Origin of the sequence: Xanthomonas sp. D-36-1 (assembly GCF_017746155.1) — a bacterium.
Classification (GTDB): domain Bacteria; phylum Pseudomonadota; class Gammaproteobacteria; order Xanthomonadales; family Xanthomonadaceae; genus Xanthomonas; species Xanthomonas cissicola.
This window is the reverse complement of the sequence record NZ_JAGHWR010000002.1, coordinates 61,747-79,688: the sequence shown is the minus strand read 5'-3', so window position 1 is coordinate 79,688 and position 17,942 is coordinate 61,747. Positions and strand designations below refer to the sequence as shown.

Sequence of the window (17,942 nt, the reverse complement as noted above, 5' to 3'; positions counted from 1 at the left end):
ATGCCAAGCGCCAAGCTGCATCTGCCACGTGTGCTGTGGCGGTGCTTACTCGGAAACGCGCTTGTCCGTCTCCACGTCGCGCTCGACGGGCAGCTTGCGCGCTTGGCGCAACAAGCCGAACGCGCCGACCGTCATGCCGGTCGCCACGACCAGGCCGACGCCGAACACCGCGCTGGAGCCGAACGCAGAGACCAGCTTGTGCACCCAAACGAAGGTGAGATCGCCACCGCGATAGACCACCGTGTCGATTGCGGCGCCAGCCTTGTAGCGCCACTCGCGATTTACCCGCGTGTACAGCGTTTCGCGCGCAGGCTTGGCCAGTGCGAATTCGCTGGAGCGGGTAATCACCTGCACGATCGCAATCATCATCGGCAACGGCGACGCCGCCAAAGCCGCGTAACCCAGCATGATTGCCACGCCCGGGATCAACAACGCCGGCGCGATGCCAAAGCGCGACAGCAACGCCCGCGTCACCAGCAGTTGCAGCACCAGCGCCAGCGCATTGATCGCCAGGTCGATGCTGGAGTAATAGGCGGTGGCCGCCGCTGCATCGGTGTAAAGCCGCCGCACCAGCGCCGCCTGCTCGTTGTAGAGCAAGGTCCCCACGCCCACGCCGAACAACACCATGAAGGCCAGCCAGCGCAACAGCGGTTCACGCACGATCAGCTTGAGGCCGCCGAGTACATCGCCGCCCATTGGCACTTCGCCAGAACTGAGCTGGCCCTCCTGTTCGCGCGCAACGGCCCACAGCCGCAGGCGCAGCACGCAGACCACGCATACCGCCAGAAACCCGGCCGACACCAACATCAGATGCGCGATGCCAATACGTTCGACCAGTACGCGCGTCAGGACCGGACCCAGAAACGCGCCCAGCGTGCCTGCCGCGCCGATATAGCCGTAGTAGCTACGTGCCTGGGCATTGCTGAAGACATCAGCCATGAAACTCCAGAACACCGCCACCGCAAACAGGTTGAAGACGGTCACCCACAAGAAGAACGCCATGCCACGGCCCGGCACGCCGCTGTCGAACAGCACGTAGAACAGCAGCAGGGTCGCGATGAAGAAGCCGTACACCCCCGGCAGGAACACCCGCCGCGGATAGCGGCTGACCAGGGCGCCGTAGACCGGTTGCAGCAACACCATGATCAGGAAGGTGCAGGTAAACAGCACCTGCAGCGTGAAGTCCTTCAGCGGCACACCGTGCGCGGCGAAGAACGCGATCATGCCAGCGGGAAAGAGTGCCTCTACATCGGCCGAGGCGCCCATCGCTTCGCGCACCGGACGCAACACGTAGTAACCGCTGAGCAGACAAAAGAAGTAAAGAAACGACCACGCCAGTGGTGGCGAGCTACGCAGTGCCGCGCGCAAACGGCCAGCCGCAGATCGCGGCGCAGAGGGGCTGGTCATGAGGTAACGGCCGCTCGCACAAGCGGGCCCGACAGAAAAAACATGGCAACGGCAGCACTTGTGAAGGAAGCGCGCAAGTTAGCCGATGCGAGGCAGCGCCACCAGCGACCAGTTGCTGGACACTGCGGCCCGGGTGCCCTCCGCGCCGGCACGCTGCTTGCAACTCGTCTTGCACCAAGCCGTGGCACCGCTTCGGCGGCACCGGAATCCTCGAATGCTGAATCTAAAATCATCAATAGGATCAATGCGATGCCCATTCATCTTCCGGCAGTTTGTGCTATTGCAAAGCGCGGCGCTAGAATCGCCGGAGGCAGCGGAACAGGCGGGACAACCATGACAGAAATGCGCACGCGCCGACGGTTCCGACCGTTGGCTATCGGGCTGTTCGGGGCGTTATTGCCCCTGGCCCTCTCATCCACCGCGCAGACACCCGCGCCCACCGCCACTGCGTTGCAGGCGGCCACTGTGGCGCAGTCGCCCACCGCACCGCTGCCCTATCGCACTTCGCTGCCGGCCAACCAGGTGCTGGCACCTGCTGCCGGTTTCGATGTGGCGGCATTCGAATCGATGGCCGACCAGCTGACCTACGGCAACCGGGTGCCCGGGATGGCAATGGCCATCGTGCAGGGCGGCAAGGTGCTCAGCGCGCGCGGCTATGGCGTCACCGATGTCAATCATCCGCAGGCGGTCGATGGCCATACGGTGTTTCGCCTGGCCTCGCTGTCCAAAGCCTTCGCCGGCACCATGGCCGGCCTGCTGGTCAACGATGGCGTGCTGCGCTGGGACAGCAAGGTGGTCGACTATGTGCCCGGCTTCCAGCTCAGCGACAACGCCGCCACCCGTCAACTCACCGTGGCCGAAGTACTCAGCCATCGCGTCGGCCTGACCCGCAACGCCTACGACCGCGATATCGAATCCAACGTCGATTACTACTCGCTCAGCCATAAGCTGGCTGCTGCGCCGCTGCGTTGCGCACCGGGCGATTGCTACGCGTATCAAAACGTCGCCTTCAGCCTGGTTGGCGATGTGGTGTTCGCCGCATCGGGCAGCTTCTACGAGCAATCGGTAGAGCGTCGCATCTTCAAGCCGCTGGGCATGAACGACGCCAGCATGGGGCTGGCCGGTATCCAGGCGAGCCCGCACTGGGCACGTCCGCATGTGCGCAGCCGCAATGGCTGGGTCTCGCTGACGCCCAAGCCCACCTACTACCGTCTGGCGCCCGCTGCGGGCGTCAACGCCAGCGCCAGTGACATGGCGCAGTGGCTGCTCGCGCACACCGGCCATCGCACCGATGTGCTGCCTGCGCCGCTGTTGGCGACGCTGCACGCGCCGTTGATTTCCACGCCGGGCGAAATGCGTTCGGGCTGGCGCCACGAGCGCGTGGACGCGGCCAGCTATGCGCTGGGCTGGCGCGTGTTCGATTACGCCGGCCATCAAGTGGTGTTCCATGCCGGCGCGGTGCAAGGTTATCGCGGTTTGGTCGCACTGCTGCCGGAGCGCGACCTGGGTGTTGCGATCCTGTGGAACGGCGAAAGCGGCCTGCCCTCGGGCATGCTGCCGACCATCCTGGATCGCGCGCTCGGCCTGCCGGCCAAGCGCTGGCTGGACATCGACGTGGACGGCGACTTCGGCAGCGAGAACATGCTGGCAGAAAAACCCGACCCGGCTGGCAAGGGTGCGTCTTCCGGCAAGTCGGTGGCCTCGCCGCGCTGAGTGGACCTCGTGCACTGACCTCGTGTCGGTGACGTCGGCAAAGGCGGCTTCGGCCGCCTTCGTTGTTTCTGTGTCTCCGACGCGCGTTGCTCGGCTAGCGAAGGCATGCCTGCCTGGCGCGCAAAGAGCAAGGCCGTGGATGCGCACTACGCCGGCATTGTCTGGCTGCCGTAAACACCCCTTGCCACCAACGTTGCGGCTGAGCCGATCTGTTCGGCGTACCGAAGTGGAAGCACCGGCAGTCGGCTCTGGAGTCTCGCGGCTTGGTTCTCCCAAAGGTCTCTGCCTTCCGACCTGCTGCATTGCCGGCACGCCATCAGGTCAGGCAGCGGTGGCGTGCTGTCCTCGAGCCATCGTGCGAAGGCATCGACAACTGTCCAAGTTGGCCGGCAAAGTCAGAATGATCCCGCGGCGGCATCTGCACTGCCGACCGGTACGCGCGCCTGGCGGCACAATGCCGCAAACTTGAATGAGCGACGTTGTTCGGCCGGCAACACCTACGCCGTTTGCGGACTGGCAACGCGCAGCCTCGCACCGAGCGCGCCAGCGCCAGGCACATAAAAAAGCTCCCGCCCCGCTGGGCGTCGGGGAGAGAGCTCGATGTTTACGGCGATCGGGTATTACAAGATCAGATCAGCGGTGCCGGGGTTGCGGGCAGCGCGACCGGAGCGGCCTTCTTCTTGCGAACGGCCGGCTTCTTCTTGGCGACCTTCTTCACGGCAGGCTTCTTGGTAGCGGTCTTCTTGGTGGCGGACTTCTTGGTCGCCTTCTTCGCTACTGCCTTTTTGGCGGTCTTCTTGACGGCTTTCTTGGCGGTCTTCTTGGCGGCAGCCTTCTTGGTCGCCTTCTTTGCAGTCTTCTTCACTGCCTTCTTGGCGGCCGTCTTCTTGGTTGCCTTCTTCGCAGTCTTCTTTACTGCCTTCTTGGCGGTCGCCTTCTTTGCAGTCTTCTTGACGGCCTTCTTGGCAGCAGTCTTCTTTACTGCCTTCTTGGCGGTTGCCTTTTTGGCGACCTTCTTGACTGCCTTCTTGGCGGCAGTCTTCTTCACTGCCTTTTTGGCAGTGGGTTTCTTTTTCGCAGCTTTTGCAGTGGCCATGTAATTGGCTCCTCGTCAGTGAACTATGGAGGTGAAACGCCCAGTTGAACCAAACCCCGCGACGGCATGCCGTCGTCGGGAACCGTCCGCAGATGATGCGCGACGGAACGGATACAGAAACACCCGCATCGAACAGCGACACGGGTGCGTAGTCGGAACGACAACTGCTTTCTTGGAGAGAAGCGGACCCGACTCCACCGTGGTTAGCGCTTCGGTGGACATCCGGAACAAGCTTGTCGGCGTGATGTCGATTCTGCTCACTCTCTTCCGCAGCAATGTCTGCTGGGCGAAACCTAATCACGCTTTTTTTTACTGTCAACACTCTTTTGCAATTTTTTTTCTACCCACCGTCGCTGCGTGCCATGTCCGCGCCAGCGAATCACCCCGCGCGCGGGCGTACCGGTCCAACCGAGAAGCGCGCTCGCCCAACAGCGTTTTCAAAAAAGCACTTCTTTTCCGCTGTTTTTTTTAATTCGTGCGCTTGCACGCCTGCCCGAACACTTCGACCGCACGGCAGCGAAGCCGATGCGACGGCATGGCTTGCCGCCTGTCCGCCAGCTGAAAATTTTTTATCCAACGGCTGCACTTCCGACGTCGCATGAGCAGAAATGCGCAAACTTATTGAGCGCCTGGAGCGTCGTGCATGCAGCCACGCGCACCGACTGCGGCATCCATCGCGTGCGCTAGCGGATGATCGGGCAAGGCGACATGCACAAAATTTTTTCACCGGGCGCACGCCAAACCCTCACGAACGACTCACGTCAGAAATCCGGCGCAGTGCAGGTGGGCGAGCAGTGGACGCGCGTCGGACCGTTGCTGTCGACGTACCGCATCGACATGCGCCAGCACCATCGCGATCCCCGACCGACGTTCCCCTTTCTCCGATTTCGCTGGCGGCTTGCGCGGCATCGCTGCACCAAGATACGCATCACCGACAGAAGGCGTGCTCAAAAAAAATGGCCGCTCTATGAGCGGCCATCGGATGCCGGCGTCAACGACACCTGATCAGTGATCGTCGTCTTCGAGCAGCTCGGCATAATCGTCCGGGTCCAGCAGGTCGTTGAGCTGTTCCTTGTCGTCGATCTCGACGACGAAGATCCAGCCTTCGCCGTAGGCGTCTTCGTTGATGGTTTCCGGCTTGTCGCTCAACGCGCTGTTGACCTCGACGACGGTGCCGCTGACCGGGCTGTAGACGTCGGAGGCAGCCTTGACCGATTCCACTACCGCAGCGCCGTTGCCGACCTGCACGGTGTCGCCGACGCCCGGCAGTTCGACGTAAACCAGGTCACCCAGCAAGCCCTGCGCGTGGTCGGAAATGCCGACGGTCACGCGACCGTTGCTTTCGACGCGGGCCCACTCGTGGGATTTGAGGAACTTGAGGTCGCCAGGGATCTCGCTCATGGGTGTGCTCCGGGAAAGATGATGGTTGGGGACAGGTGGCTAGTTTAGACCGCGCGACAAGACAGGTGCACGCACGGCGGTGTGGCGATGGCGATCCGGACGCGTGCGCAGCGCCGCGCACGGCATACATGGCGCTACACGATTCAGTCGCCGAGCACGCCGGGCTGTGCCTGGCCATCGCGCACGAACGGAAACTTCACTGCTCTCAACGGCACCTGCTTGCCGCGGATGTCCACCCGCAGCGGCTCGATGCTGCCGGCCGGCACGCGCGCGAAGGCGATCGCCTTGCCCAGCGTCGGCGAGAACGTGCCGGACAGGATCTCGCCTTCGCCGCTGGCGGTGAGCACGGTCTGGCCATGCCGCAACACGCCCTTCTCGTCCATCACCACACCGATCAGCTGACGCGGTGCGCCCTGCGCCTTTTGATATTCGAGCACGCTGCGACCGATGAAGTCGCGTCCTTCGTCCAGGGCGATCGTCCAGGCCAGCCCTGCCTCGTATGGGGTGACGCCATCGTCCATGTCCTGCCCGTAAAGATTCATGCCCGCTTCCAGTCGCAGGGTGTCGCGTGCGCCCAGGCCGGCCGGCTTGACGCCCTGCGCGAGCAACGCATTCCAGAATGCGACGGCGGCCTGCTGCGGCAACACGATTTCGAAACCGTCTTCGCCGGTGTAGCCGGTGCGCGCAAGAAACAACTCGATGCCATCGCGCGAACGCGTCTGCAGCGCGGCGAACCGGCCGAGCTTGCTCGCCGCTGCGGTGTCGGCAGGGTCGAGCAGGTCGATGACCTTGGTACGCGCGCTGGGACCTTGCACGGCAATCATGGCGAAGTCGCTGCGCTCTTCGACGCGCACGTCGAAGCGCGCGGCCTGCTCGCCGATCCACTGCAGGTCCTTCTCGCGGGTGGCGGCGTTGACCACCAGACGGAAGAAGTCTTCTGCCATGTAATAGACGATGAGGTCGTCGATCACCCCACCCTGCGGATTGAGCATGCAGGTGTACAGCGCCTTGCCGGCGACCTTGAGCTTGTCCACCGAGTTGGCGAGCAGGTAGCGCAGGAACTCGCGCACGCGCGCGCCGTGCAGGTCGACCACCGTCATGTGGCTGACGTCGAACATGCCGGCGTCGCGACGCACCTGGTGGTGCTCGTCCAGTTGCGAGCCGTAGTGGATCGGCATGTCCCAGCCGCCGAAGTCGACCATCTTGGCGCCAAGCGCACGATGGGTGTCGTTGAGGATGGTCTTCTGGGTCATGTGCGCCGTTCCAAGGAAAGACGGCCATTATCGCCATCCTTTCACGCTTGGGGGAACGACATACCGCTGTGTGGTTGCGCTGCCTGCGGGGCGCGAACGCAGCGCGACGCTACGCCGCGCTGCAACAGTGCCGAGGTAGGCACCGCAGTGCATGCCCTGCCGGCGTACATCAACCGGCCAGCTGCACCAGCGAGGTCATGCCATCGACGCCGACGATGCGCAGCGGCGTGCCGGCCGGCAGGTCCGGGCGGGCCACCACCCAGAACGCATCATCGACCTTGGCGCGGCCGCAACCATCGTGGATGGCCTGATCGGGCGGCACGCAACGGCCGATCAACTGCTCGGCACGCCGATTGAGCAGCGGGCGATCGCTCTGGGGCCCTTGCCGCGAACCAGGTGCGATAGACCTGCACCGAGAGGAAGCTGAGCAGCACGGATGCCACGATTTGCCACAGCAATGCGATGTCCGGCAACACCAGCACCAATAAGCACATCGCTGCGGCAGCGATCCCCATCCACAGCAGGAAGGCACCCGGCACCAGGGTCTCGGCCGCAATCAGCAGCAGCGCCAGCACTGCCCAGACCGCCATGTCCCAGCGCATGGCTCAGCCTGCCGCGCGCGGCGGCATCGATTGACGCGAGCCTTCGGCTTCGAGGATCTGCGCACGCTTTCGCGCTCGGCCTTCATCTGCCGCGCCATCGAATCGATCAGGTCGCGCGGCGGCTGGATGTCGCGGATATAGAGCGTGTTGCGGGCGTTGAGATGAGATGCGTCGGCCGTCAGCGGTGCGGAGCGGGTGCTGCGTGGCGCCGGCTCGGCTGGCGCCCAGGCAAGCCGCGCGGCGCACGCTGCGTGGCGCCGACGCCCCCCATCCGGGAAGTGTCCAGTGGCGCGCCGATACTCCGTTGCGCGCCCCCGCCGTAGACCACCGGCATCAGGAAACGCAGCCCCGGGCTCATGGTGTGGCGGCACCATGCGCACGGGTTTTGAACAGGACAACGACACCGGCAACCAGAACGACGGTGGCGAGAAATGAAGTCGGAAACAGGTGCAGCCCCTTGCAGGTCGTGGATCTATCCGTGCGTGAGTATGCTTCGGCGCTCCCGGCGGCTTACGCCGGCACGTGCGGAGCGGGCCCGGGCGCAGCCGCTGCACCCTGCGGCCGTGGTAAGACAGCCAACGAGCGCGGTCAGGCGCTACGTGGCGAGAACATGATGACCGCCATGCCAAACAGGCAACAGGCAGCGCCTAGCAGATCCCAGCGCGTTGGCGTCACGCCGTCCACCCACCACAGCCACAACAGCGCGCTGGCGATGTAGACGCCGCCATAGGCCGCGTACACGCGACCGCTCGCTTCCGGATGCAAGCTCAACAGCCAGACGAAGACGGCAAGACTCAGCGTAGTGGGCAGCAGCAACCACACGCTGCCACCCTTGCGCAGCCAGAAATAAGGAAGGTAGCAACCCACCAACTCGGCGAGCGCCGTCGCGGCAAACAGCAGCAGCGTGGTCGGCGCGATCGTCATGCGGGGCGCGGCGTTTCGAAGTCGGTGCCATTGACGTCGGTTTGATCGCCCATTGCGCCGCGGGAAACCTCACCGCCAACGGACGGGTGACTGCTGACAGGGCCGTGCACCGGCGGCGCGTGGGACACCGGGGCGTGCAAGGCCGATGCGTCGCCCGCGGAAGCGTCGACGGCCGGACTGTCGACTGCCGGCACATCGCCGCTGCGCTCCTCACGCTTGGCCTGTTGCCACAACGCTTCCTGCTCGCCCAGCGACAACGCGTTCAACGAGGTGCCGGCAGTACGCGCCTGCGCTTCCATCGCACGAAAGCGACGTTCGAATTTCAGGTTGGCGTGCCGCAACGCGGCGCCGACATCCACCTTGGCATGGCGCGCCAGGTTGGCGCAGACGAACAACACATCGCCCAGTTCGTCTTCCAGCCGGGCCTGATTGTCGGCGACCGGGCCGCGTGCGAATTCCACGCGCAACTCTTCGACTTCTTCCTGCAGTTTTTCCAGCACCGGCACCGGGCCGGGCCAATCGAAACCCACTCGCGCCGCACGCGACTGCAGTTTGGTGGATCGCTGCCATTCGGGCAGCCCGCGCGCGATGCCGGCAAGTGCGGAGTCGTCTTGGTTGCCGGCAGCACGGCGTTCTTCGCGCTTGATCTGCTCCCAGTTGGCGCTCACCGCCTGCGCATCGGGCGCCGATTGCGCAGCGAACACATGCGGGTGGCGCCTTACGAGCTTGTCGCTGAGCGTGGCGACCACGTCGGCGAATGTAAACGCCCCCTGCTCGGCCGCCATCTGCGAATGGAAGACCACCTGCAGCAACAGGTCGCCCAACTCCTCGCGCAGGCCAGCCAGGTCGTTGCGATCGATCGCATCGGCCACCCCGTAGGCTTCTTCGATGGTGTACGGCGCGATGCTGGCGAAGGTCTGCTGCACATCCCAGGGACAGCCGTGTTCGCGATCGCGCAGGCGCGCCATCACGTGCAACAGCTGCTGGACATCGCCGGTGGATGGGGTCTGAGACATCGTGTATTCCTGGAACCTGTGAGTGGGTGCGCCACCGGCGCATGTCCCACGCGACGCCAAGCGACGCACGCGGCCGTTGCACACCGCAACAACGCGCGGCACGCAAGTGCGTGCCGGGAGACCGGAGTGTACCTTTCAGTGCGTCAGGACCTTGCACAGCCATGCCGTCGCGACGACGGCGCGCATGCCGCTCAGGCCAGCCAATCGCGCCAGGGCAGATTGGGATCGCCCAGTGCGATGAAGTCGCCGTTGAGCAAGGTGTCGCGGCGGTTGTAGCGGAACGGCTTGCCGCTAGCGCCGGCCAGCAACACGCCACCGGCCGCATGCAGCACGCACTGACCAGCGGCGGTGTCCCACTCGGAGGTGGGGCCGAAACGTGGATACACGTCCAGATCGCCCTCGGCGATGCGGCAGAACTTCAACGACGACCCTTGCGCGACCACGTCGATCTCGCCCATCCGCTCCAGCGCGGCGGCAGTCCGCGCGTCGCGATGCGAACGGCTGGCTGCCACCCGCAACGGCGTGGCGGCCGGGGTGCGCGTGTGCAGCATCTCATCGCGGTCGCCATCGCGGCGGAAGGCGTTCTCGCCACGCGCGGCATACCAGACCCGCCCGTCGACCGGCGCCTGCACCACCCCGAGCATCGGTGCGCCCATATGGATGAGCGCGATGTTGACGCTGAACTCGCCATTGCGCTTGACGAATTCGCGGGTGCCATCGAGCGGATCGACCAGCCAGTAACTGGTCCAGTACTGGCGTTGTTCCCAGGCCACGTGCGCAGACTCTTCCGACAGCACCGGCACATCCGGGGTGACACGGCGCAGGCCGTCGACGATGACGCGGTTGGCCGCCAGGTCGGCCTGGGTCAGCGGGCTGGCGTCGTCCTTGATCTCCACCGAAAAGTCCTGCGCGTAGACCTCCATGATTGCGGCACCGGCATCGCGCGCGATGGCGATCACGGTTTCGCGCAGCTCCATCGGGATGCGGATCATGGATTGCGCTCCAGCCACTCGCGCGCAATGAACAAGGCGGCCAGCGAGCGGCCTTCGGAAAAATCTTCGCGCAGCATCAATTCGTCCAGACGTGCGATTGGCCACGGCACCACGTCCATCTCTTCCGGCTCGTCGCCGACCAGGCGCTCGGGATAGAGGTCGCGTGCCAGCACCAACCAGGATTGGTGACTCATATAAGTAGGAGCGAGCGTCATCGCGCGCAGCACCTGGACCTGGCGTGCGCCGTAGCCGGCTTCTTCCTTGAGCTCGCGGTCGGCGGCCTGCTCGGGTGTTTCGCCGGCGTCGATGCGGCCCTTGACCAGACCGAGTTCGTAGCGATGCACGCCGGCGGCGTATTCGCGCACCAGCAGCACGGTTTGCGCATCGAGCATCGGTACCACCACCACGGCGCCATGGCCCTGGCTGAGTTGGCGTTCGTAGATGCGACGCTGCCCGTTGGAGAACTCCAGATCCAGCTGCTGCCGACGGAACGGCCCGTCGCCCAGATCGGTGATCTTGTGGATGATCGGCAGGCGCGAGCTCATGCGTCGCACGCAGCCGCAAAGCGGGCCGATAGAATAGGCGGATGCATCGACATGTCCATGAACCCGAAATCCTAGCAGACCCTGCAGCCGCACAAACTGCCGAACATTGGCGGCAACGCGATCTTGCCGTGGTGTGGCACCCCTGCACGCAGATGCGTGAGCACCCGCACACGCTGCCGCTGGTGCCGATCGCGCGTGGCGAAGGCGCATGGCTGGTCGGCCATGACGGCCGCCGCTATCTGGACGCGGTGAGCAGTTGGTGGACCAACCTGTTCGGTCATACCGAACCGCGCATCGGCGCGGCCATCGCGCGCCAGGCCGGCGAACTGGAGCAGGTGATGCTGGCCGGCTTCACGCATACGCCGGCCGTGCAACTGGCCGAGCAGTTGCTGGCGATCGCGCCACGCCAGGCCGGGCGCGCGCCGCTGTCCAAGGTGTTCTACGCCGACAACGGATCGGCCGGCGTGGAGGTGGCACTGAAGATGGCGTTTCATTACTTCCACAATCGCGGCGACCACCGGCGGACGCGGTTCATCGCACTGGAGAATGGTTACCACGGCGAAACCATCGGCGCGCTATCGGTTGGCGATATTCCGCTGTACCGGCGCGTGTATGCGCCGCTGTTGCTGGAGGCGATGTTCACGCCCTCGCCCGATGCCTACCTGGCCGAACCGGGGCAAAGCGCCGAAGACTATGCGCTGCAGGCAGCCGATGCGTTGCAGGCACTGTTCGAACGCTCGCCCGGCGAAATCTGTGCGCTGATCCTGGAGCCGCGCGTGCAATGCGCGGGCGGGATGCGCATGTACCACCCGGCGTATCTGCGCCGCGCGCGCGAATTATGCGATGCCCATGGTGCATTCTTGATCGCCGACGAGATCGCCACCGGCTTCGGCCGTACCGGCACCCTGTTTGCCTGCGAACAGGCCGGCGTGATGCCCGACCTGTTGTGCCTGTCGAAGGGACTGACCGGCGGCTTCCTGCCGCTGTCGGCGGTGCTGGCCACGCAGCAGTTGTACGACGAATTTCTGGACGATTCGCGCGAGCGTGCGTTTCTGCATTCGCACAGCTACACCGGCAACCCGCTGGCATGTGCCGCGGCGCTGGCGACCTTGAAGATCTTCGCAGACGACGACGTGATTGCGCGTAACCAACCCATCGCCGCGCGCATGCGCGCACTCGCTGCGCAGATCGGCGAACACCCGGTCGTGGCAGACGTGCGCCAGGCCGGCATGATCGTGGCCTTCGAGCTGACCCAGGGCGGTAACAAGCGCACGCCGTTTGCCTCTGCCGCACGCGTCGGCCTGAAGGCGTATCGCGCGGCGCTCGAAAAAGGCGTGGTGCTGCGCCCGCTTGGCGACGTGCTGTACTGGATGCCACCGTATTGCGTGGACGAGTCGCAGCTTGCGTTGTTGGCCGACACCACCCGCCATGCCATCACGGAGGCGGTCGCATGCGCCTGACCCGTTCGCATGTCGCGCTGCCACTGCACTGCGACCAGGAAGTGACATTGCCGGAAGAGTCGGCCAATCACCTGCTGCGGGTACTGCGGCTGCGCGAGGGCGATGCCTGCATCCTGTTCAACGGCGACGGCAGCGATTACCACGCACGCATCACCGTGGCGGGCAAGCGCGATGCACGTGCGCGGGTGGAACGTGCCGAGCCGCTCTCCAACGAATCGCCGCTGCGTATCACCTTGATGCAAGGCATCGCGCGCGGCGAGAAGATGGATCTGATCCTGCAGAAGGCCACCGAATTGGGCGTTGCGGCGATCGTGCCGGTGATCGCCGAGCGCACCGAGGTCAAGCTCGATGCGGCGCGCACCGAAAAACGCGTGGCGCACTGGCGCAGCGTGGTGGTGTCGGCCTGCGAGCAATCCGGGCGCGCACGTCTTCCCAGCGTGGCCGCGCCGCAGGGTCTGCAGGACGCGGCGCAGGCCAGCGACGCGCATGCGCTACGGCTGACGCTGGACCCGCAGGGCGAGCATCGCCTGGGCACGTTGGCATCAAGCATCCAGCAACACATCGTCGTGGCGATCGGGCCGGAAGGCGGCTGGTCGCCACGCGATCGCGCACTGCTTGCCGAGGCGGGTTTCAGCGGCCTGCAGCTGGGGCCGCGCATTCTGCGCACCGAAACGGCGGGGCTGGCGGCGATTGCGGCGCTGCAGTCGCGGTTCGGGGACCTATAGCGCCATGACATCGTAGGGGCGCACCCGGGCGCGACCAGGCGTTTATCGGTAACGCCTCGTCCCGCCCGGGTGCGCTCCTACCGGAATGCGGGAATTTGCTCGGCATTGCGCCGTCCGTTGCATGTGGACGGCTCCGTCGCGTGTCCCGGCCTGATACCCGCGCTGGCCCGTAGGAGCGCACCTGGGCGCGACAGGGCCTTATCGGCAACGCCGCGTCGCGCCCGGGTGCGCTCCTACGGAATGCGGAGTTGATCGATCTGGTGCAGCCGGCCTGCTGCACCTGCCATGTGGAGCTCTCAGCGACCGCGCTGCAGGAACCAACTGGCAGCACCGATGACGCCAAGCTGGCCGTGCTCGACGATGCTCACCGGCACCTGCTCCAGCGCGGGACGCAAGGCGCCCTTGTCGAGCAGGCGCGCGACGAAGTCGCTATCGGCGATAAAGGTGGCGATTTGCGGCAGGAAACCGCCAGCCAGATAAACGCCACTGCGCACGCCATACAGCAGCATCAGGTCGCCGACCACGCTGCCCATAAATCCGCAAAACGCCTGCAGGGCATCGTGCGCCAATCCATCGTTGCCGGCCATTGCGGCAGCGGTGATATCGGCCGGGCTGGCGTGCACCACGGTCTCGCCACGCAAGGCCGCCAGCGCGGTGTACAGATTCAACAGGCCCGGACCTGACAACAGCGTTTCGGTCCCCACGTGGGTGCGCGTGCGCCGCAGTTCCTGCAGCAACGCCATTTCCAGATCGCTTGCCGGCGCCAGTGCAGCGTGGCCGGCTTCGGTGGGCAGCACCACCGGGTGACCACCGTTGGGGATCCACAGCGCCGCGCCCAGGCCCGTGCCCGGACCAAGCACCAACGCCGGGCCTGCGGCACCCTGCACCGGGCCAGACAACTGCATGACCTGGTTGCCGCTCATGTAATTGGCCGCATAGGCGACCGCTTCGAAATCGTTGACCAGATGCAGGGCCTGCATGCCGAGCTGGCGGCGAATCTGCTCCGGCGCCAGCACCCAGGGCAGATTGGTGGTGATCACGCTACCGTCTTCCAGCGCGTAGCCGGCGCTGGCGATCACGCCCCGGCGTACTGGTGCACAACCCAGTTCCGCGAAGAACGCGGCCATGATGTCGGCGAGGCCCGGATAGTCGGCGCAGCGGTACTTGCGGTAGTCCAGCACCGTGATCGGCTTGCCCGCGTCATTGCTCTCGCATACCAGCGCCAGGCGCACGTGCGTCCCGCCCACATCGGCGGCCACGAAGGTTTCGGGGCGCGGAAAGGCCACCGCTTCCATTGGACTGCTTGCGCTCACGCATTCTCCTGATCAGTGCCGGCGGCTGGCTCGTCGTCCGTTTATCCGACGAACGGCAAACGGGTAGACAACGTTGTCAGCAATCGTCTTGTAACGCAACCGTCGCAACCGCGACATGGCCCGATTGTAACGGCGCGCATCATTCGCCAAAAATCCGCAGGCGCGCCGGCGATTCCAGCACAACTTCAGGGCGAAGCGGTGGCGTTGTGGTCTTTACGATAGTACGCGCCGATGGTAGCAGTCGCGCTCGCGAAGCGCATTGCGCAAAATGCTGCGGCGCAGCGTCTGCCTTTGCCCGGAAATGCTGCATTGCAGCGCAGTCGCGGCCACATCAGAGATCTGTGACGACGTGTTGACAACGCTGTCAGGGCTACGCGAGACTCGATTCAAATCGGGGTTCTGGCAGGAGGGGCCATGGACTGTTCGGTACTGAAGAACGGGCATTCCCTCGCCTGGCATTCCAGATTCGCGAGTCGTGCGTCGCCAGACGTTCCCGCTCGCTGATGTGCGTTTAGCTCCACCGCTTCACCACACGGGGGACACCTCCTTCACCACGCGAATCGCCTGCACTGTGCTTCGAAAGAAGCCTGCCAGCGCAATCACCGCGATCGGTCAGGGCGTGTTGTTTTGCCGGCCACGCCGAGCGCGTTGCGTCCTATCGCAGGGCAGCGCGCTCACAGCACTAACCAATGAGGTTTAGCCATGCACAGCCGCACCACGACGTTAGCACTCTGTATCACCGCCGCTCTGTACTGCTCCGGCTCTGCAATGGCTGCCGGACAAGAACAACAAGCTCCGGCCAGCACGCCGTCGGCCACCACCGAGCTGGATACCATCACCGTCACCGGCTACCGCGCGTCGCTGGAGAAGAGCCAGGCGGTCAAGCGCTCGGCCAACTCCATCGTCGATGCGATCAGCGCCGAAGACATCGGCAAGTTCCCGGACGTCAATGCGGCCGAATCGCTGTCGCATCTTCCGGGTATCAGCGTCGACCGCCAGTTCGGCGAAGGCGAAAAAGTCAGCATCAACGGCACCGACCCGGCGTTGAACCGCGTGCTGCTCAATGGCCAGACCATCGCTTCGGGCGACTGGGGCGGCAACCCGACCGACACCAGCGGCCGTACCTTCAACTACACGCTGCTGTCGCCGGAAATCATCGGCCTGATGGAGGTCTACAAGACCCCCGAAGCGCGCATCGACGAAGGCTCGATCGGCGGCACCGTGATCGTGCACACCCGCAAGCCGCTGGATCTGCCCAAGAACACCATCCGCGGCTCGGTCGGCTACAACTACAACGACCGCTCCGAAGAAGGCAATCCGCGTGGCTCGGCGCTGTGGAGCTGGAAGAACGACGACGAAACCTTCGGCGCGTTGATTTCGGCCACGCACGACAAGCAGGACCTGGCGCGCGCCGGTATCGAATACTTCGGCTACACCACCGGTGCCAACATTCCGCCGACCGCCACCATCACCGGCGACGGCAGCGATGTGGCCACCGCGCGCGTGCCGGCCGGTATCAATAGCGCCTTCTTCCAGCAGACACGCGAGCGCAACGGTCTTCAGGGTGCGCTGCAGTGGAAGCCCGACGACCAGAACGAATTCAATCTGACCGGCATCTACATCAAGGGCAAGTACAACAACTTCAGCGAATCGCGTTACGTCTGCCCGGCCTGTAACAACGACATCCAGAAGATCACCAGCGCCAACGTCGAGAACGGCGTGGTCTCCTCGGCCACGGTATCGGACAACACCCGCGGTGGCGTCAACGATCAGCCATACGCGCAGCTGGATGCGAACTATCGCGAGAGCACCGTCACCACCAAGAGCCTGAATCTGCGTCACGACTGGTCGGGTGAGAAGTGGGTGTTCACCACCCAGGTTGGCGACACCCAGGCAACCGGCGGCAAGAACCCCGAATACCTGATGAAGTTCCTGATGACCGATGGCGGCTATAACTACGCCTTCGATGGTTCGCACACCGCGGTGAATTACGCCAACGGCGGTGCATCGAACTGGACGCTGCCCGGCTCGCCGGCAGGCCTTGCTCCGGGTTCGCAGGATGCCAGCGCCATGCAGGCGGGCGGCATCTTCTATCAGAAGAGCAAGGATGAAGAGAAGTATTTCCAGTGGGACGCAGCACGCGACCTGGCGGTTGGCCCGTTCACCAAACTGCTGTTCGGCTACAAGTACATCAACCATAACAATGGTGTGGACGCACGCGGCAACCGCATCAACACCACCGACCCGATCTCGCTGACCCAGTTCAACCCGGGCACCACCCCGAGCGGTCTGTACGACGGTTTGGGTGCAAGTGGCGATCTGACCACCTGGCCGACCGCGAACCTGAGCTCGATCCGCAACTATCTGCTGTCGCAGCCGCAAGGCCCGTATCGTCCCGACTACGGCTCCTCGTTCGAGGTGAAGGAGATCACGCACAACGTCTATACCCAGTTGAACTACGAGACCGGCAAGTGGCGCGGTAACGTGGGCGTGCGTCTGGTCGACACCAGCGACAAGTCGCTGTACTGGCAGACTGCCGATGGCGGCACGAACTACTCGCGCGTGGCCGAAAACAACGACTACCGCAAGGCGCTGCCGAGCTTAAACATCGCCTATGACGTCACCGACGATGCCGTGCTGCGCTTCTCGGCTGCCAAGGTCATCGCACGCCCACGCTATGGCGATCTGGCCGGTACCTTCAGCATCAACAGCGCCAACGGCAATCTCACCGCCGGCGGCGGCAACCCGGATCTGAAGCCGTACGAATCCACCAACTACGATCTGGCTGCCGAATGGTATTTCGCGCCGTCCAGCATGTTGTCCGGTGAAGTGTTCTATCGCGACATCAGCTCCTACATCGTCAATACCACCAGCCAGCAGCAGTTGACCGATCCGATCAGCGGCAACTCTGGTATTTACACGGTTACCTCGCCGATCAACGTCTCCGACGCCAAGGTCAAGGGCGCATCGATCAACTACCAGCAGACCTTCGGCCTCGGCTTCGGTTTCCAGGCGAACTACACGTTTGCCAAATCCGATGCGAGCACCGGCCTGAACCTGCCCTACCTGTCGCGCGATACCTACAACGTGATCCCGTATTGGGAACACGGCGACTGGACGGTGCGTGTCAACTACAGCTACCGCTCGAAGTACTTCACCCAGATCGGACGCCTGGGCTCGGAAGACTTCGCAGACAGCTACAAGCAGCTGGATTTGACCGCCTCGTATCAGATCACCGACTACATGGGTCTCACCTTCGGCGCCACCAATCTGCTGGATTCCACCTACCGCTTGTACAGCGGAACCAGGGACACCCCGACGGCGTTCTACAAGAACGGCCGCGGCTACCAGGCCCAGCTGAACTTCAAGTTCTGACGTAGTCCCGGCGCGCCACCGCCCCTCCACGGTGGCGCGCTTTTTTTTGGACCTGTCGCTGTCCGCAGCGGCAGGTCGATGTCGCACCAAGGAGTGGTACTGGCCGCGCCCCTTCGCAGC

General features: G+C 64.4%; 14 protein-coding genes and 3 pseudogenes. 6 read left to right on the top strand and 11 right to left on the bottom strand.

What is annotated here, in order from left to right:
• Positions 1–45: 45 nt before the first annotated feature.
• Positions 46–1,407: an MFS transporter gene (locus J7367_RS00615; protein WP_022558779.1), complete on the bottom strand. Its 1,362-nt coding sequence runs from the start codon at positions 1,405–1,407 to the stop codon at positions 46–48.
• 369 nt (positions 1,408–1,776) lie between these two features.
• On the opposite strand from J7367_RS00615, the gene J7367_RS00610 reads away from it, so the two are divergent.
• The 3 genes from J7367_RS00610 to J7367_RS00600 all read left to right on the top strand — a co-directional run bounded on the left by J7367_RS00610 (position 1,777) and on the right by J7367_RS00600 (position 5,221).
• On the top strand, positions 1,777–3,120 hold the full coding sequence (locus tag J7367_RS00610) for a serine hydrolase domain-containing protein (protein WP_172955852.1): 1,344 nt from the start codon (positions 1,777–1,779) through the stop codon (positions 3,118–3,120).
• Positions 3,121–3,800: 680 nt separating this feature from the next.
• Positions 3,801–4,220: a hypothetical protein gene (locus tag J7367_RS22185; RefSeq protein ID WP_033481673.1), complete on the top strand. Its 420-nt coding sequence runs from the start codon at positions 3,801–3,803 to the stop codon at positions 4,218–4,220.
• 704 nt (positions 4,221–4,924) lie between these two features.
• The gene (locus J7367_RS00600) at positions 4,925–5,221 is read left to right on the top strand and encodes a hypothetical protein (RefSeq protein ID WP_139792716.1); all 297 of its coding nucleotides are present in this window, start codon (positions 4,925–4,927) and stop codon (positions 5,219–5,221) included.
• On the opposite strand, the gene gcvH is transcribed toward J7367_RS00600, so the two are convergent.
• The 9 genes and pseudogenes from gcvH to nudE form a co-directional block, all read right to left on the bottom strand.
• On the bottom strand, positions 5,222–5,617 hold the full coding sequence (gcvH, locus tag J7367_RS00595; RefSeq protein WP_003482419.1) for a glycine cleavage system protein GcvH: 396 nt from the start codon (positions 5,615–5,617) through the stop codon (positions 5,222–5,224). It lies immediately after the preceding gene.
• Between the two features lie 143 nt (positions 5,618–5,760).
• A complete protein-coding gene (gene gcvT, locus J7367_RS00590) occupies positions 5,761–6,870 on the bottom strand; it encodes a glycine cleavage system aminomethyltransferase GcvT (protein WP_022558774.1) in 1,110 nt (369 codons plus the stop codon).
• A 169-nt stretch (positions 6,871–7,039) separates the two neighbouring features.
• Positions 7,040–7,472: pseudogene (locus J7367_RS00585) on the bottom strand (NfeD family protein).
• 27 nt (positions 7,473–7,499) lie between these two features.
• Positions 7,500–7,615: pseudogene (locus J7367_RS00580) on the bottom strand (SPFH/Band 7/PHB domain protein); the annotation flags it as partial.
• A gap of 161 nt (positions 7,616–7,776) precedes the next feature.
• Positions 7,777–7,919: pseudogene (locus tag J7367_RS00575) on the bottom strand (SPFH/Band 7/PHB domain protein); the annotation flags it as partial.
• A 141-nt stretch (positions 7,920–8,060) separates the two neighbouring features.
• Complete coding sequence (locus J7367_RS00570) at positions 8,061–8,396, bottom strand: YnfA family protein (protein ID WP_007967986.1); 336 nt, start codon at positions 8,394–8,396, stop codon at positions 8,061–8,063.
• Positions 8,393–9,412, bottom strand: a complete 1,020-nt coding sequence (mazG, locus tag J7367_RS00565) for a nucleoside triphosphate pyrophosphohydrolase (protein ID WP_057660171.1) — start codon at positions 9,410–9,412, stop codon at positions 8,393–8,395. The genes J7367_RS00570 and mazG overlap by 4 nt, the downstream gene beginning before the upstream one ends.
• A 191-nt stretch (positions 9,413–9,603) precedes the next feature.
• Complete coding sequence (gene cysQ / locus J7367_RS00560) at positions 9,604–10,404, bottom strand: 3'(2'),5'-bisphosphate nucleotidase CysQ (RefSeq protein WP_057660169.1); 801 nt, start codon at positions 10,402–10,404, stop codon at positions 9,604–9,606.
• A complete protein-coding gene (gene nudE / locus J7367_RS00555) occupies positions 10,401–10,949 on the bottom strand; it encodes an ADP compounds hydrolase NudE (protein ID WP_003482427.1) in 549 nt (182 codons plus the stop codon). Before nudE ends, cysQ begins: the two co-directional genes overlap by 4 nt.
• A 41-nt stretch (positions 10,950–10,990) precedes the next feature.
• Between nudE and bioA the strand changes: the two genes are divergently transcribed.
• Together bioA and J7367_RS00545 are read left to right on the top strand one after the other, a co-directional pair.
• Complete coding sequence (gene bioA, locus J7367_RS00550) at positions 10,991–12,409, top strand: adenosylmethionine--8-amino-7-oxononanoate transaminase (RefSeq protein WP_057660168.1); 1,419 nt, start codon at positions 10,991–10,993, stop codon at positions 12,407–12,409.
• Positions 12,400–13,134 carry a 16S rRNA (uracil(1498)-N(3))-methyltransferase gene (locus J7367_RS00545; protein ID WP_003482429.1) on the top strand — a complete coding sequence of 245 codons (735 nt, stop codon included), beginning with the start codon at positions 12,400–12,402 and terminating at the stop codon, positions 13,132–13,134. Before bioA ends, J7367_RS00545 begins: the two co-directional genes overlap by 10 nt.
• A 296-nt stretch (positions 13,135–13,430) precedes the next feature.
• Here J7367_RS00545 and J7367_RS00540 read toward each other — a convergent pair whose 3' ends face one another.
• Positions 13,431–14,447, bottom strand: coding sequence for a glucokinase family protein (locus J7367_RS00540; RefSeq protein ID WP_057660167.1), 1,017 nt, complete (start codon positions 14,445–14,447; stop codon positions 13,431–13,433).
• A gap of 702 nt (positions 14,448–15,149) precedes the next feature.
• Here J7367_RS00540 and J7367_RS00535 point away from each other — a divergent pair.
• Positions 15,150–17,822 carry a TonB-dependent receptor gene (locus J7367_RS00535; protein ID WP_007967998.1) on the top strand — a complete coding sequence of 891 codons (2,673 nt, stop codon included), beginning with the start codon at positions 15,150–15,152 and terminating at the stop codon, positions 17,820–17,822.
• Positions 17,823–17,942: the final 120 nt, after the last annotated feature.